General features: G+C 70.3%; 9 protein-coding genes. 5 read left to right on the forward strand and 4 right to left on the reverse strand.

Going from position 1 to position 16,115, the window contains the following annotated elements; genetic code table 11:
- Positions 1–4: 4 nt before the first annotated feature.
- Genes ON759_RS11990 through ON759_RS12005 form a run of 4 tightly spaced genes read right to left on the reverse strand, consistent with a single transcriptional unit; the run spans position 5 to position 7,616 of the window.
- A complete protein-coding gene (locus ON759_RS11990; RefSeq protein ID WP_271680627.1) occupies positions 5–3,601 on the reverse strand; it encodes a type VI secretion protein IcmF/TssM N-terminal domain-containing protein in 3,597 nt (1,198 codons plus the stop codon).
- Complete coding sequence (locus ON759_RS11995; RefSeq protein ID WP_271680628.1) at positions 3,598–5,031, reverse strand: DotU family type IV/VI secretion system protein; 1,434 nt, start codon at positions 5,029–5,031, stop codon at positions 3,598–3,600. The genes ON759_RS11990 and ON759_RS11995 overlap by 4 nt, the downstream gene beginning before the upstream one ends.
- Positions 5,032–5,035: 4 nt before the next feature.
- Complete coding sequence (tssK, locus tag ON759_RS12000) at positions 5,036–6,454, reverse strand: type VI secretion system baseplate subunit TssK (RefSeq protein WP_271680629.1); 1,419 nt, start codon at positions 6,452–6,454, stop codon at positions 5,036–5,038.
- Between the two features lie 58 nt (positions 6,455–6,512).
- Positions 6,513–7,616: a TraB/GumN family protein gene (locus ON759_RS12005; RefSeq protein ID WP_271680630.1), complete on the reverse strand. Its 1,104-nt coding sequence runs from the start codon at positions 7,614–7,616 to the stop codon at positions 6,513–6,515.
- Positions 7,617–7,820: 204 nt separating this feature from the next.
- Between ON759_RS12005 and ON759_RS12010 the strand changes: the two genes are divergently transcribed.
- The 5 genes from ON759_RS12010 to tssH all read left to right on the forward strand — a co-directional run bounded on the left by ON759_RS12010 (position 7,821) and on the right by tssH (position 16,103).
- Complete coding sequence (locus ON759_RS12010; RefSeq protein WP_271680631.1) at positions 7,821–8,498, forward strand: response regulator; 678 nt, start codon at positions 7,821–7,823, stop codon at positions 8,496–8,498.
- Positions 8,499–8,615: 117 nt separating this feature from the next.
- Positions 8,616–10,403 (forward strand): MltA domain-containing protein, encoded by a 1,788-nt coding sequence (locus ON759_RS12015; protein WP_271680632.1) that lies wholly within the window; start codon positions 8,616–8,618, stop codon positions 10,401–10,403.
- Between the two features lie 125 nt (positions 10,404–10,528).
- Positions 10,529–12,364, forward strand: coding sequence for a type VI secretion system baseplate subunit TssF (gene tssF, locus ON759_RS12020; RefSeq protein WP_271680633.1), 1,836 nt, complete (start codon positions 10,529–10,531; stop codon positions 12,362–12,364).
- Complete coding sequence (gene tssG, locus ON759_RS12025) at positions 12,361–13,452, forward strand: type VI secretion system baseplate subunit TssG (protein ID WP_271680634.1); 1,092 nt, start codon at positions 12,361–12,363, stop codon at positions 13,450–13,452. The genes tssF and tssG overlap by 4 nt, the downstream gene beginning before the upstream one ends.
- Entirely contained in the window at positions 13,443–16,103 is a 2,661-nt protein-coding gene (tssH, locus tag ON759_RS12030) for a type VI secretion system ATPase TssH (RefSeq protein WP_271680635.1), read from the forward strand. Before tssG ends, tssH begins: the two co-directional genes overlap by 10 nt.
- Positions 16,104–16,115 lie beyond the last annotated feature (12 nt).

Raw genomic sequence — 16,115 nt, forward strand, 5'->3', positions numbered from 1 at the left:
TCGGTCACTCGAGGATCACGTTGGGGACCTCGGCACGCGCGGTGCTGGCGCCGAGGAATTGCCGCATCTGGTCGGACAGCTGGACCTGCAGGTGGACACGTGCGCCGCGGAAGCCGGCTTCGGCCAGGCGCTGGCGCAATTCGGTCCACTGCGCGGGGCTGTAGCTGGCGCGGAAGTCCTCCAGCGAGAACGCGTGCGCGCCCGATGCGAAATCCTCGATCAGGCGCGCGAATCCCTCGGGGCCGTCGTAGATCGCGGTCAGGCTGATCGGCGCCGCGGCCGGGGCCGCTGGCTGCATCTCGCTGGTCGCGGGATCGAATTCCTGCACGGCTTCCTCGCCTGCAGCAGGCGGCGGCGCGATCGCGATGCGGATGCGCGCCTGGGTGCAACTGCTCGCCGACCAGAACACCTGCGCGGTCGCGTCGGCCAGCGATTCGCCAGCGGAGCTGGCGCGGAACACGCGTTCGCGGCAATCGACCTCCAGCACCGTGCCGCCCTCGGCCTCGTCCAGCGCCCCGAGTTCGCTGGGCCGGGTCAGGGTGAAGCTGCCGGCCAGGAACGGCGGGCCGTCCGAGAGCACCGGCAGGAACTTGCGCTCCGAGGCGACCATGCCCTGGTAGGCGGCGGTCAGCGGCATCGACACCCCGGCGACCTTGACCGGCAGCCGCTCCTTCTCGGTGATGAAGGGCTTGAGCCAATCGTTGGCGAAGGCGCCGAGCTTGCCCTGCGGCCCGTACAACGCCTCCACCTGCTGCTCCGGTGGCAGCGCGGCGAGCGGCTTCACCACGCTTTCGCGCCAGCGGGCCTGCACGAACTCGCCGGCGCGGTGCACGGTGAGGAACAGCAACAGGCGCGATGGCCCCTGCACGATCGACCATGCGGCGAGGTCGTCCCCCTTGAACGCGGTGGCGAACCGCTCGCCGGGCTTGTCCACCGACGCGATCAGCGCGGTGTACTCGCTGGCCGGCGGCTGGTCGGCCTTGCCCTTGCTGGCGAACAGGTCGGACGCAAGCTGGTAGGCGTCCTCGCCGGAGCCCTCGGCCTGCAGGCGCAGGTAGGCGCGGGCGTAGTCGGCCTGCTGCGCCGCCAGCACCCGGGCCTGGGTGTCGTGCATCGCCAGCAGCCAGGACGGCGGAGTGACCCGGTCGCCGCCGAAGCGGAACGAATCCGCCACGAAGCGGCCGAACGGACGCCACGAGGAGTGCCACTTGGCCTTCATCTGCGCCCATGTCGCCGCCCAGCGCGAGGCGAGCGGCCAGTCGATCGGCAGCTCGTACAGGTCGCGCTGGGCATCACGAAAAAAACGTGCGTACGGATCCTCGGCCCCGCCGGCGCGGGCCAGCAACTCGGGATAACGGCCGCGCCAGAGCGTCCGCCCCTCCTGGAACCGCGCCTGGAACTTCGCCCATTGCGCGAAGTAGTCGCGGAAGTAGCCGGTGCGCAATTCGTCGAAGCGCGCCTGCCTGTCCGGCGCACGCGCGCGGAGGGTCGCGAGCATCGGCTGCACGATGCCCTCCCAGGCACCACGCGTGTAGGCACCGGAAATCGCGGCCTGCTCGCCGCCGTCGGTGCCCACCACCGATCCCGCCGGCAACCAGTAGCTGCCCAGGTCCATGCCCTGCCCGCGGGCGTCCGCCCACGCGCGCAAGTCGGCGGCACGCGGGCTGTAGTTGGCCAGCAAGCGCGTCAGCAGGCCTTCCAGCCGGGCATGTTCGGCATCAAGGACGTTTTTTTTTTGCCAGCGCAGGTAGCCCAGGTAGGTGGCGAACAAGGCCTCGGCGTTCTCGCGATCACGGCGGGTGTCGTGGTCGGGACTGGCGAACGGCGCGAACAGGCGCGAGCGCGCATCGAAGCTCACGTTATTCGGCAGTTCCCGCGCACGGCAGTCGGCGGCGCCGTCGCGGCATTCGTCCAGCAGGCGCAGGCGCTGGGTGATCGCGAGGACATGTTCGATGCCGGCGCGGCGTTGCTCGATGTCGGTGGCCAGCATCTGGTCCTCGGGCGCGAGGATCAGGTTGGCGAAATCGTCGGTTATGCGCTTCTGCAGCGCCGCGATGTCGGCATCGGCGCGGCGGATGCCGAAACTGAGCAGGGTGTCGCTGGCGGCCGCTTCCAGCGCCTCGATGGTGCGACCGCACCCGGCCACCCACTCGATCCGCCCGCTGCTGGTGCGGTCGGCGACCTCGGCGCAGGCGCTGCGGGTCTGCGCGAGCAACGCGCCATCATCGCGACGCGCCGCCTTCAGGCCGTAGGCCAGGGATGCCGACAGGCCCAGCATGGCGAGCACGCCAAGGCCAGCCACGGCCATGCGACCCGCGTTGCCGCGCAGGCTGGCCCCGGCCAGGGGCTGGTCGGCCGGCAGGAAGCGGGTGAACAGGTCCGCGACGAAAGCGCCACCCGGATGCGCGGGTTCCGCCCCGCCCGCGAAGTACAGGCCGCGCCAGCGCGGGGTGCGCTGGAACGGGTTGTCCTCCAGCATCTGCGCGACGAACAGGGCCAGCCCCGGGCCGCACTGGCGCAGCGATTCGACGAACTCGAAGACCGCGCGACGCTGGGTGGGCGTCGCCTGGGCGCGCAACGCGGTCATGCGCAGCGCATGCAGGCGTTCGGCGATCGGTTCGAACACCTCGGCCACGCGTCCGCCACTGGCCGCGCTGACCACTTCATCCGCGGCGAACCGGTGGCCCAGCGCTTGGGAGAAGGCCTCGGCCGGCAGCGTCGCGCGCACCTGCGCATGGCCGGGCAAGCGTTCCAGCCCGGTGACCACGAAGTAAACCGGCATCCGCACCTGCAGGTGCTCCATCGCCTCGTCGACCAGCCGGCGCAGGCGGGTGGCGGTTTCGCGCAGGGCATCCGCAGGACCCAGCAGGGCCTGCGCCGACACCGCGACCACGATCCCGTTCAAGGGCAGCTTCTCGCGCTCGTCGGCGAGCTTCATCAGCGCCTGGTACCAGAGCCCGCGATCGAGCCGGGCATTGGCGTCGCAGACCACGCGCGGATGCATCTCGATGGCGATCATCGACTTGAAGAACCACCAGCGCCAGACATCGTCGGCCGCCAACGCCGCCTTGTCCGCGGCCGGGAACGGCGAGACCTCGGCGGCGGCGCGGAGCAACCCGTCGACGTTGGCGGCGGCATCGCCCACGAACAACATCCACGGGATCCGGTACAGCGGCGTGCGGCCCTTGTCGATGTCGGGCGAGCGCGCGATCGTGCGCTTGGCCTCTGCGATGGCGGCCGCCATCCGTGCGACCGGCTCGCGTTCATCCTCGGCATTGCCTGGGCCGAGGTCGCCGATCCGCTTGCGCGTGCGCCCCTTCAGCGAAGCCTTGCGTTGCCCGGCCATGAACCACCACAGCACCACCAGCGCGACCACGCACAGGCCCAGCACCTGCCAGAAGCGCATCGGCAGCAGCGGCAGCAGCGCCAGCGCGAGGAACACGAGCCCGGCCACGACGACCAGCAACACCAGGGTGACCACGATGCGCCGCAACCAGGGCTTCTTCGCGGTGTCCGCGCCCTGCGCGTACAGCGAACCGATCCGCGAGAAGATCGAACCGATGCTCGAGAACAGGCGTTCGACGAAATCCAGCGGGTTCATGGGGCGGGCTCCATGGCGGGCTCGGCGGTGGCGGCGTCTGCAGCCGGCGCGGGCGCTTGGCAGGCGGCGAGCGCGGTCGGCTTCTTCGCCGGGTCGGACTCGGGCTCGGTCTGCATGAACAAGTAGGAGGCGACCACCTTGGCGTTGCCGCGTTGTGCGTCCAGGGTGCGCTTGAGCAGCGGCAGGTAGTCCTGCGCGGCCTGGATCTCCTCCGGCGCCTCCTGGAACAGCGGCGTCGGCGAGGCGATCACCGTGATCAGCTCCTGCCCGAACGGCGGGCATACAGTCCAGGTGCGCGCCGGCGTCGCCCCGACTTCGAACTCCTCGGCCGCGCGCAGGACGCGCCCGCTGTCGGGTTCGCCGGTGTTCGGGTAGATGTGGGCGACATCACCGTTGACCGTGAAGTAGTCGACGTACAGGTAGCCTTCGTAGCCGGCCTGGCGCAGCTTGACGATGACGTTCTCACCCTCGATGAAGCGGTCGGAATGGCCGGTGCTGGGGGTGATCGCCAGGCCGAAGCCGGCATCCGCATTGCGCGCCTTGTACGGCGCCAGCACCTTCACCACCTCGCAGTGCGGCCAGATCCGCAACTGCACGTCGGCCTTGGCCTGCTTCACGCCGTCCACCGCTTCGATCCGCTGCTTCACCGCGGCGAGGTCGTCGGCGCGCGAGACGTAGCCGGAGACCGACACGCTGCCGGCATCCTCGTCGACCGCGTCGATCTTGAGGTCGGCGCAGGGGAAGGCGGCCAGCGCTTCCTCCACCGGCACCTGGATGTTGGGCTTGGGCGCGGCGAGCAACAGGTAGGCCAGGTACAGCAACGGGATCAGCACCGCCACCAGCGCGCCGATGCGCAGCAGCAGCCGGTCCCACTGGCGCGGCAGGCGCGGGCCGGAAGGATCGGCGACCGCGTAGGGCTGCGGCGTGATCTTCTCCTCGCGCAGGGTGTGGATCGGCGCGGGCGCGACCGGCAACTGGCGGCCGTGCAGTTCCTTGAGCTTGCCCAGCTCGCCGGTGTCGCCGGTCTCGTAGTAGTACTGGCCGACGAAGCCGCTGAGCAGCGCGTGGTAGTAGACCTCGCGGACTTCGTCCTGGTCCTGCTTCAACGCCGACAGGTGGGTGAAGAACTCGTTGCCGGCGTTGTTGGTGTTGAACATCACCACCTGCAGCGGCGGCGTGCCCGCGACCAGCCAGGACGGGTTGCGCGCCATGATCTCGTCGATCCAGGCGACCACCGCGAACGCGGCGCCATCGATCTGGTCGGCGCGCTTGCCGTCGGCCTGCGCCGCGGTCTTGGCGCGGTCGATCAGTTCGCGCGCGCGGGCCACCACGGCGGCGGCGGGATCGCCCGCCTGTCCCGCCGCGACCTTCTCGTCCAGCGCCAGGCCGAACGAGAACACCGGGAGGAAATGCTGCAGAAGACGGGCCATGCGCTCAGTCCTGCGTTGCGACCGGGAACAGCTTGATCACGGTCGAGTCGGCTGGCAGGTCCGAGAACACCGCGATGTTGCGGCCGTTCTTGATCATCTGCCAGAAGGGATGCGTGGTATCGACGAGGAAGTAGGTGGTGTTTGGGCTCTTCTGCGGGAGCTCCTCGGGCGGCACCGGCAGCAAGTCGATCTTCAGGCCGAACAGCGCCGCCGAAAGCAGGCGCGGCATCTCGTCCATCGAGGCGATCTTGCCGGTGCGCGAGAGCCGGGCGAACAGGTCGGCGCCCTTCTGCTCGGACTCGAAGGCGAGGTAGAAGCGGGTCTTGTCGCTCTCGAACAGGTTGGCCGGCAGGTCCGCGCGGTAGAAGCGCCCGTCGTAGGCCAGGGTGATGCCGACCTCGGCGCCGACGGTGAGCGCCTTGATCAGCGCCTCGGCGCGGTCGAAGCCGATCCGGAAGCAGCGGCGCAGGTCCTCGTGGTCGTAGTCCGGCAGCTCGGTCTCGCGCGGCCGTGCGGCGAGTTCGCCGAAATAGCCGATGTCCTCCGAGAACACCGAGAATTCCGCGACCAGGCGGCGCAGGTCCTGGTACATCGCGTACGCGCCCACGGTGCCCAGCCGCGCATGTTCCTGGAACAGCGGGATGTGACGGGCGAAGGTCTGCATCATGAGCACCCGCATCACTTCCTGCGCGCTGGTGGAGGCGGCGCGGATGCCGCGCTGGCGCTTCACCGAGGCGAAGTCCTGCCCGCGCGAGACCAGCAGGTCGCGCAGCGCGCGCGTCCAGCGCGCGAGGTTGTGCGAGGCCGAGATCGCGGTGGTGGGCGGGATGTAGTCCGCCGACAGCTTGAACTTGCCCGGCCCCGCCGGGACCAGCTCGGCGAACTTGTAGCTGTCCGAGCCGCGCACGATGGCCTCGGCGTTCTCGTCCAGGCCGGTGACGATGTTGGCCTGGTGGAGCAGGAAATCGACCTCGGCCTCGGGGGCCTGCGGATCGTAGGGATCGCCCAGGCTGTCGCTGGCCAGCGCGTGGCGCGACGCGAGGCGGCCGGATTCGCGGGTGGCCAGCCCCTGCAGGGCGCGTTCGCGGTTGAACACCAGCCAGACCGGGATCGGGTCGCTGCTGGAGACCGGCAGGTCGGCGATGTTCCGCTGCGGTACCCGGGCATTGCCGGGCGCGGTGTCCAGGGTGCCGCCGAGCAGCCGCTCGCCATCGCGCGTCACGAGGGCGAAGCGCTCGACGTCGACCACGCCGCTGGCCAGCGCGTCCTCGCGAACCCGCAGCATCTCGAACCCCCACGGAAACGGCGTCAGCCGCAGGTGCAGCGCATGCCGCCCGGCCTGCTGCCACAAGTCCTGCGCCTGCAGGTGCTGCGGGCTCAGGAATGCGCCCTGCCCCCAATGGACTTGTCGTTCTCCGCTCATCCCGGGTGTCCTCCTTGCCATCCATCGCGCGCGCGGCGCGTCATCGTCGTGGGCGCGTTCACAGCGGCATCGCCTCCACCCGGTAGCCATCGCGCCGGAGTGCCGCGAGCAGCCCGTCGGGCCCGACCAGGTGCACCGCGCCCACCGCGACGAAGCTGGGGCCGTCCTGGAACAGGCTCTGCAACTGGCCCAGCCAGCGCGCATTGCGGTCTTCGAGCAGGCAGCGCCGCGCACGCTGCTCGACACTGCGCGCCTGCTCGCCCAAGCCTTCCATGCGGTCGATGTCGGCCAGCCAGGGCTCGAGCATGCGCGCGCGGTAATAGGCCATGGCCTGCGCAGACTCCACCCGCAGCACCCACGACGCGCGCAGCCGGTCGACGAGGACCGGTGCATGCTCCTGGGCAGGCACGCAATCGAGCGCCTGCAGTTGCTGCTCCAGCGTCTCCAGGTGCATCAGCCGCTTGCCGGCGGCCGCGGCCATCCGCTGCAGCCGCGCGTCCATCGTCGCGTCGCCGCCGGACTCGCCGCGCGCCTCGAGCAGGGCGAGGACCGCCCACGGCTTCATGCGCTCGAGGTCCTGCGCGCGCACGGTCGGCAGCAGCGCACGCGCCCGTTCGAATTCCGCGGCGCCGACCATCGCCGACAGGGGTTGCTCGACCGGCAACCAGCGATATCCGTCGTAGGCCGGCTGCCAGGGCGCGTCGAGGTCGGCCTCGTTGACGAAGGTCTCGGTTTCGCCCAACAGGCGCTCGAGCGCGGCGTAGTCGATGCCCTGCTCTTCCGGCGTGCCGAAGTGGATGGTGCCGAGCAGGTAGCTGGCGGCCGGTGTCGGCACCGGCGAAGGCGCGACGTCGCCAGCGAGGCTTTCCGCCGGCACCGACGCGGGCACAGGCGGCACCACCTTGAACAACACGCCGCGCAACAGCGGCGCGTGCAGCGAAGGAGCCACGGGCGCAGGTTGCGGGATCGCCGGCACCACATCGTCCTGCCGCACGACATCCGTCGCGGGCGCTTGCCGGGGTACCTGCGCGGCGGCGGCGTCGGTTGCGGCCTGCGCGCTCACCCCGCGGTTCTGCGCGATCGCCGGCGCGTGCCCGAGCCACGCCGCCAGCACCAGGCAAGCGGGGACGCGAAGAACACGCGAGGACGCGGACTGGCGCATCGGGGTCCGTGGATGGCGCCGGTTGGCGCGATGCCCGGCATTCTTCGGCGCGCGCCGCGGCGCAACCATATGCCGTAGGAGCTATGTCGTTGGAAGGGCGATGTCGTATTGCTGGCCGACTCGCGCGCGGAATATCGTGATCCAAGGCGAGCACGACGTGATCGCCACTCGCGCATCCTGGGGACATCGCATGAAGGGGCCGCAATGAAGGTGCTCATCGCGGACGACCACCGCCTGATCATCGAAGGCGTGAAGATCAAGCTTGCGGAGCTGGATCCGGGCATCGAGACCGTGGTCGCGATGAACCTCGACGAGCTGGATCGTTCGGTGGCGGCGCATGCCGACACGCTCGACCTCGCCCTCGTCGACATCACCATGCCCGGCACCCACGGCCACCAGCACGTGGCGCGCCTGCGCGAACAGGCGCCGGCGCTGCCGGTGATCGTGCTGTCCGGATCCGAGGATGTCGAGCTCATGCGCGCGCTGATGGACCTGGGCGTGCTCGGCTTCATCCCGAAGGCCTATTCGCCGGAGGTGATGTTGTCCGCCATCCGCCTGGTGCTGGCCGGCGGCATCTACATCCCGCCGCTGCTGCTGGCGAACGCGCAGGCACAGGGCTGGCAGCCGGCGGCCACGCCAGCCCCGCCGCCGCCCGTCGCCGATCCGGCGCGCTCGGTGGATGGCCTGCGCAAGCTGCTGACCGAGCGCCAGATCGACGTGATGCGGTTGTTGTCGCAGGGCAAGCCGAACAAGCTGATCGCGCGCGAGCTCGGCATCAGCGAAGGTACCGTCAAGATCCACCTGGCCGCGATCTTCCGCGCCCTGAACGTGCGCAACCGGGTCGAGGCGGTGGTCGCCTCGCGCAAGCTGCAGGACCTGTGAGCCCGCGTCCTGCCGCGCGCAGGCCATAGTGCGTACGCCGTATTGTCCGCGCCGCGCGCCAGGCGCAGCCTCTCGCCGACATGCACGGCCGGACCGCGGCCGTCGAGGCACAGGCCCATGCAACCGCATCCCACCACGACCTTCGCCGCGCGCATCCGCACGCCGCTGCTCGCGCTGGCCATCGCAGCATGCAGCGTGGCCGCCGCGCAAAGCGCGCCGGAAGCGCCCACCAACCCCGACCTCGGGCCCGCCTTCGCCACCCGCAACGCCGCCTACGTCCCGGTGTTGTTCGACGAGATCCCCGGCTGGCAGGACGAGAGCTTCGAGGAAACCCATGCGAGCTTCGCCTCGAACTGCAAGGCGATGAAGCGTCGCGCCGCGTGGGCGCCGATCTGCAGCAAGTTCGCGCGCCTGCCGCACAACGACCAGGCCCTGCGCCAGTTCATCCACGACGAGTTCTACGCCTATCAGATGCTGACGCCGACCCGCGCCGCGACCGGCAAGCTCACCGGCTACTTCGAGCCGCTGATCGCCGGTTCGCTGCAGCGCCAGGGCGCCTATCGCTATCCGGTCTACGGCATCCCGCGCGACATGTACCTGGTGGACTCGCGCACCGTCGCCGGCCTCGCCACGCGCTGGCTGAAGCCTGCGCAGGGCCGCCTGGTCGGCGCGGACGCCGGCGAGGCCGGCGCCCGGCAGTACCGCATCGACCTCGGGGGCGCCGCGCCCGGCACCCGCGACAAGCGCTACCGCGTGCGCATCGCCGGCGACGCGATCCGTCCCTACTACACCCGCAAGGACATCGACGCCACCGGCCTCGATGCGCCGGTGCTCGCGTGGGTGGCCGATCCGTTCAAGCTGTACTCGATGCAGATCCAGGGCTCCGGCAAGATCCAGCTGAAGGATGGCGGCCTGATCCGGCTGGCCTATGCCGAGCAGAACGGCCATCCGTTCCTGCCCAACGCGACCCGCGGCGACGCCGACACCATGCTGCTGGCGATCAAGGCGCGTGCGCTGATGGAGCCGGAGGACGTGGCGGTTCCCGGCGGCACGCGCAGCGTCGGCGCCACCCGTGGCGCGCGCAAGGATGCCGCGGACGACGAGGTCGCGCGGATCGTCGCCGCCCTGTCCGGTGGCGGTTCCGCGAGCGCCGCCAGCCGTCCGCAGGCGAAGCCGGCGACCGCCAAGCGGCCGACCAAGCGGCCGCAGCGCCCGGCTGCAGTCGCCACGGTGGACCAGGCGCCGATGCAGGTGGAATCCGCCGACGTCGAGGCGATGATCCAGCTGCTCATGCAGGCCCCGGTCGCCGACGAGTCGTACTCGGCACCCGTGGAAGACACGGCGGTTGCGACGACCCCTACTCCCTCGCCATCGGGATCGAGCGGCGGCGCGCGGATGGACATGTCCGAGTACGAAGGCGTCGCCGGCGGCAAGCCCGCCGGACAGGCGGTCGGGGCCGGCACGGCGGTGCCCGCCACCGGGATCTTCGATCCGAGCTACGTGTTCTTCCGTCGCATCGGCGACGGGCCGGAAGGCCCGATCGGGGCGCTCGGTGTCCCGCTGAGCGCCGGACGCTCGATGGCGGTCGACCCGCGCGCCACCCCCTTGGGCGCGCCGGTCTTCATCGACGGCATGCAACCCGGCGGCAAAGGCCCGATGCGTCGCCTGGTGTTCGCGCAGGACACCGGCGGCGCGATCCGCGGCAGCATCCGCGGCGACTTCTTCTGGGGCTTCGGCGACAATGCCGGGCGCATGGCGCTGCAGACCAACCAGCCGGTGCGGATGTGGCTGTTGCTGCCCAAGGCGGTGGCCGGCAGCGCCGCCGCCAGCGGGATCAAGACCCGCGGCAGCGCGGAACTGCGCGATTGCGCGGTGCCCGACGAGGAATTCTGCGTCGAAGAGTGACGTGCGGACCCGACCGCCGGAGGGCATAGGCCTTCCGGCGAATGGCCGCGCCTCGGGGCGCTCCCTAGCCTGTGTCGACGACTGCCGCGCGCTTCGCGGCAGCCGGACCATGCCGCGGGGACGCCATGCTCGACGAGCTGCTGCCGTACTACGAGAACGAACTGACCTACCTGCGACGGTTGTCGAAGGAGTTCGCGGCCAAGTACCCGAAGATCGCCTCGCGCCTGCAGATGGACGGCGAGGTCTGCGAGGACCCGCACGTCGAGCGGATGATCGAATCGTTCGCGTTCCTCACTTCGCGCATCCACAAGAAGCTCGACGACGAGTTCCCGCAGATCACCGAGGCGATGCTGTCGGTGCTCTACCCGCACTTCCTGCGGCCTGTGCCGTCGATGTCGATCGCCCAGCTGGAACTCGCGCCCGGCGCCGAGATCACCACGGCGCAGGAACTCCCGCGCCACAGCATGCTGCTGACCCGGCCCGTGCAGGGCCTGCCCGTGCGCTACCGCACCGGCTACCCGGTCGAGGTCTGGCCGATCCGGATCGCCGACGCCCGGCTGGAGGCCGCCGAGCGCTCCGCGTTCGCGGTGACCCAGGACGACACCGTGGCGACCGTCCGCCTGCGCATCGAGGCGACCGGGCAACTGCCGCTGTCGAAGCTGCCGATCCACCGCCTGCGCCTGTACCTGGATGGCGAGAGCCCGCTGGTGCATGCCCTGCACGAGCTGCTGCTCAACGCCGCCACCGGGATCACGCTGCGCGCGCCCGACGACCTGCCGCAGGTGCCGCCGTTGCGCCTGCCCGCGCATGCGCTCAAGCCGGTCGGCTTCGAGGACGAGGACGCCCTGCTCGACTACGACCCACGCTCGTTCCTCGGCTACCGGCTGCTGCAGGAATACTTCGTGCTGCCGGAGAAATTCCTGTTCGTCGACATCGAAGGCCTCGACACCAGCCGTTTCGAACGCGGCATGGAAATCGCCATCGAGCTGGGCAGCGTCGGCCGGCCGGAACGCCTGCAGCGGCTGGAACAGGCGGTCTCGGCCGACAGTTTCCGCCTGTTCTGCACGCCGATCGTGAACCTGTTCAAGCAGCAGGGCGAGCCGATCCGGGTCAGCCAGGAGCGCCACGAATACCAGGTCGTGCCGGACGTGCGCCGGCCGCTGGGACTGGAGGTCTATTCGGTCGACTGGGTACGCAAGTCGACCCGTGGCCCGGCCGGCAGCGAGGTGGTGGAGTTCCATCCCGCCTACTCGGTCCGCCACGGCCTGCACGACGATGGCGGCGGCCATTACTGGTACCTGCAGCGCAGGCCATCGCCGCTGCCGAACGACGACGGCGCCGACGTGATGATCAGCCTGGTCGACCGCGACATGAACCCGCGCGCGCCCGCCGTGGACACGCTGTCGATCAGCCTGACCTGCACCAACCGCGACCTGCCCTCGGCCCTGCCCTTCGGCGGCGACGACAGCCGGCTGCAGCCCGAGCAGGGTGGCGTGATCGCCAGCGCCCGCCTTCTGAAGAAGCCCAGCGCGACCTGGCGCGCGCCGATGCGACTGGCCAACCAGTGGCGGCTCATCTCGCATCTCTCGCTCAACCACCTGTCGATCGTCGACGGCGGCCGCGAGGCCCTGCTGGAAATCCTCAGCCTCTACAACTTCGCGGACTCGGCGACGGTGCGCAAGCAGATCGCCGGCATCGCCGACGTCGCCGGCCATCCATCGGTCACCCGCATCGGCCGTGCGCCGCGACAGGCCTTCGTGCGCGGGACCGAGGTGGAACTGTCGTTCGACGAGAACCAGTACGTCGGCGCCGGCGTGTACCTCATGGCCTGCGTGCTGGACCGTTTCTTCGGCCTGTATTGCACCGCCAATTCGTACACCCGGCTCAGCGTGCGCACGCTCCAGCGCGAAGGCTGGATGGTGCGGTTCCCGCCGCGCAGCGGGAGCCTGCCACTCGCATGAACGAGGCCGCTTCCGACGCCGCGCTCGCCGCACGGGTACCACCGGGCGACCCGATGCGGCCTGCGCTGGATCGCCTGCTGGCGGAGCCCGGGCGCTTCGGCTTCTTCCAGGCGGTGCGGCTGCTGTACAGCGCGCACGGGTTCGACGGCCGCGGCACCGGCGCCCGGCCCGGGCCTTTGCGCTTCACCGTCCCCGCGTCGCTGGCGTTCCCGCCATCCGAACTCGACGCGGTGGCGGAATCCGGGACGACCACCCAGGTCGGCGTCAACTTCATGGGCCTGACCGGCCCTTCCGGCGTGTTGCCGCGCATCTACACCGAACAGCTGATCGCCCGCCAGGTCCAGCAGCGCGACCGCAGCGCGCAGGACTTCTTCGACCTGTTCAACCATCGCCTGGTCGCGCTGTTCTGGCTCGCCTGGGCCAAGCATCGCCCCGAGATCGGACGCCAGTTCGGCTTCCACAACTCGGTGCTGCGCTACCTCGAGTTCCTGGTCGGGATGGGCACGCCCGCCCTGCAGGCGCGGATGCACCCGGGCAAGCGTGGCGTGGCGGGCAAGCCGCTGCCGAGCGCGGCGATGACCTATTTCGCCGGCCTGATCGCGCAACGCCCGCACGGCGAACGCGCGATCGCGCAGGTGGTCTCGGCGGTGGTCGGCGCACCGGTACGGGCAACCGGGTGCCTCGGCACCTGGCAGCCGATCGCCGGCGACGCGCGCACCCGGCTGGGACGCGCGAACCATGCGCTGGGCGAAGGTTGCGTGCTCGGCCGGCGCTACTGGGACCGCCAGACCACGCTGCGCCTGACCATCGGGCCGGTCGACCGCGACCGCTTCAACAGCCTGCTGCCGCGCGGCGCGCGACTGGCCGACACGGTCGAGCTGAGCCGCTTCCTGACCGGGCTGGCGCTGGACCTGCGCGTGCGGCTCTCCCTGCGCGCGGACCAGGTCCCGCGGCTGCGGCTGGGCGCGCGCGATGGCGACCGCCCGCAACTTGGCTGGAACACCTGGCTCGGCGGGCGTCGCGACCCGCGCCCGGCGAACGACTGCGAATTCCACTTTTCCGCAATGGGAGGCCAATCATGGCACTGAACCTGCGCGCGCTGATCGCGCGCCTGAACACCACCGTCCGCGGCGCGATGGAGGGCGCGGCGGGCCTGTGCATGTCGCGCGGGCATTACGAGGTGGAAGTCGAACACGTGCTGGCCAAGCTGATGGACGTCGAGAACAGCGACATCCGCAGGATCCTGCGCCAGTTCGAGATCGCCCCGGAGGCGCTGGAACGCGAACTGGGCAAGGCGCTGGACGGCTTCAAGACCGGCAACCAGCGCACACCCGCGCTGTCGGCCATGATCCCGAAACTGTTCGAGGCCGCCTGGGGTTGGGCTTCCATCGAGTTCGGCGAGGCCAGGATCCGCAGCGGACACGTGCTGGTCGCGCTGCTCGCCGACGCGGAACTGCGCCGGCTGGTGAGCGTGAGCGCGCGCTCGCTGGAGAAGATCAACCTCGAAACACTCACCAAGAACTTCCATGCCTTGACCGAGGCCTCGAGCGAGGCGAAGGACGCACGCGCGCTCGGCGACGCCGGCGGCGCGGTCGGTGGCGATGCCGCCGCGCCCGGCGCGGCCGCGGGCGGCGGCCGGCCGAGCAAGACGCCGAACCTCGACCAGTACTGCATCAACCTGACCCAGCGCGCGCGCGACGGCAAGCTCGACCCGGTGCTCGGCCGCGACGCGGAGATCCGGCTGATGGTCGACGTGCTCACCCGGCGCCGGCAGAACAACCCGATCCTCACCGGCGAGGCCGGCGTGGGCAAGACCGCGGTGGTCGAGGGCCTGGCCTTGCGCATCGCCGCCGACGACGTGCCGCCGCAGCTGAAGGGCGTCGAGCTGCTCTCGCTCGACCTCGGCCTGCTGCAGGCCGGCGCCAGCGTGAAGGGCGAGTTCGAGAATCGGCTCAAGGGCGTGATCGAGGAGGTCAAGTCCAGCCCGAAGCCGATCATCATGTTCATCGACGAGGCGCATACGCTGATCGGCGCCGGCGGCGCGGCCGGCCAGAACGACGCCGCCAACCTGCTGAAGCCGGCGCTGGCGCGCGGCGAGATGCGCACCATCGCGGCGACCACCTGGTCCGAGTACAAGAAGTACTTCGAGAAGGACCCCGCGCTCACCCGCCGATTCCAGGTGGTCAAGGTGGACGAGCCCGACGACGCCAAGGCGGTGTCGATGCTGCGCGGCGTCGGCCAGGCGATGGCCGCGCACCACAAGGTGCGCATCCTCGACGAAGCGATCGTCGAGGCGGTGAAGCTGAGTTCGCGCTTCATCCCCGGCCGCCAATTGCCGGACAAGGCGGTGAGCGTGCTCGATACCGCCTGCGCCAAGATCGCCATCGGGCAGAACGCCACCCCGGCGCGCATCGAGGATGCCAAGCGCCGGCTCGACGTGCTGGCCACCGAGCGCGCGCATCTGGAGAAGGAAGCCGCCGGCGGCAGCGACCACGGCAAGCGGCTCGGCGAGATCGCAGAGGAAAGCGCGAAGGTCGGCGAAGCCCTGGCCGCCGACGAAGCGCGCTTCGCGCAGGAGAAGGAACTGGTCGGCAAGATCCACGCCGAGCTCGACAAGGTCGAGGCCCTGTCCCCCGACGACCCGGGGCGCGCCGATGCGGTGGCCGCGCTCAATGCCCTCCGCGTGGAGCTGAAGTCCTTGCAGGGCTTCGAGCCGATGATCCTGCCGGTGGTCGATTCCAGCGCGGTCGCGGAGATCATCGCCGGCTGGACGGGCATCCCGGTGGGCCGCATGGTCGCCGACGAAATCCAGACCGTGCTGCGGCTGCGCGACTCCCTGGAGCAGCGCGTGATCGGCCAGGGCCATGCGCTCGAGGCCATCGCCCAGCGCGTGCGCACCTCGCGGGCCAACCTCGAGGACCCGGACAAGCCCAAGGGCGTGTTCCTGCTCGTCGGCACCTCCGGTGTCGGCAAGACCGAGACCGCCATCGCCCTCGCCGACGCGCTGTACGGCGGCGAGCGCAGCATGATCACCATTGCGATGTCCGAGTACCAGGAGGCGCATACCGTCTCCAGCCTCAAGGGCAGTCCGCCCGGCTACGTCGGCTACGGCGAGGGCGGCGTGCTGACCGAGGCGGTGCGTCGCCGCCCCTACTCGGTGGTCCTGCTCGACGAGATCGAGAAGGCGCACCCGGACGTGCTGGAGCTGTTCTTCCAGGTGTTCGACAAGGGCCGCATGGAGGATGGCGAAGGCCGCGAGATCGACTTCCGCAACACCCTGATCATCCTCACCTCGAACGCCGGCACCGACTTGGTCATGCAGGCGTGCAACGAGTCGGAGGAGGTGCCGACCGTCGAATACCTCAACGAACTGCTCAAGCCCGAGCTCAACCGCGTGTTCAAGCCGGCGTTCCTCGGGCGCACCGCGGTGATCCCCTACTACCCGCTCAAGGACGAGAACCTGCGCAAGATCGTGCGCCTGAAGCTCAACAAGATCGGCAAGCGGATCAAGGCCAACCACGGCGCCGCCTTCGAGTACGACGACGCGGTGGTGGACGCCATCGCCGCGCGCTGCACCGAAGTCGACTCCGGCGCGCGCAACATCGACAACATCCTGACCGGCACCATCCTCCCAGAGGTCTCGGGGCACGTGCTGGAGCGGATGGCGGAAGGAGGCGCGATCGGCGCCATCCGGATCGGCGTCGCCGCCGACGGCGGCTTCGCCTACGAGGTCGCCTGATCCCCACCCGGC

Origin of the sequence: Thermomonas mangrovi (genome assembly GCF_028201335.1) — a bacterium.
Lineage (GTDB): Bacteria > Pseudomonadota > Gammaproteobacteria > Xanthomonadales > Xanthomonadaceae > Thermomonas > Thermomonas mangrovi.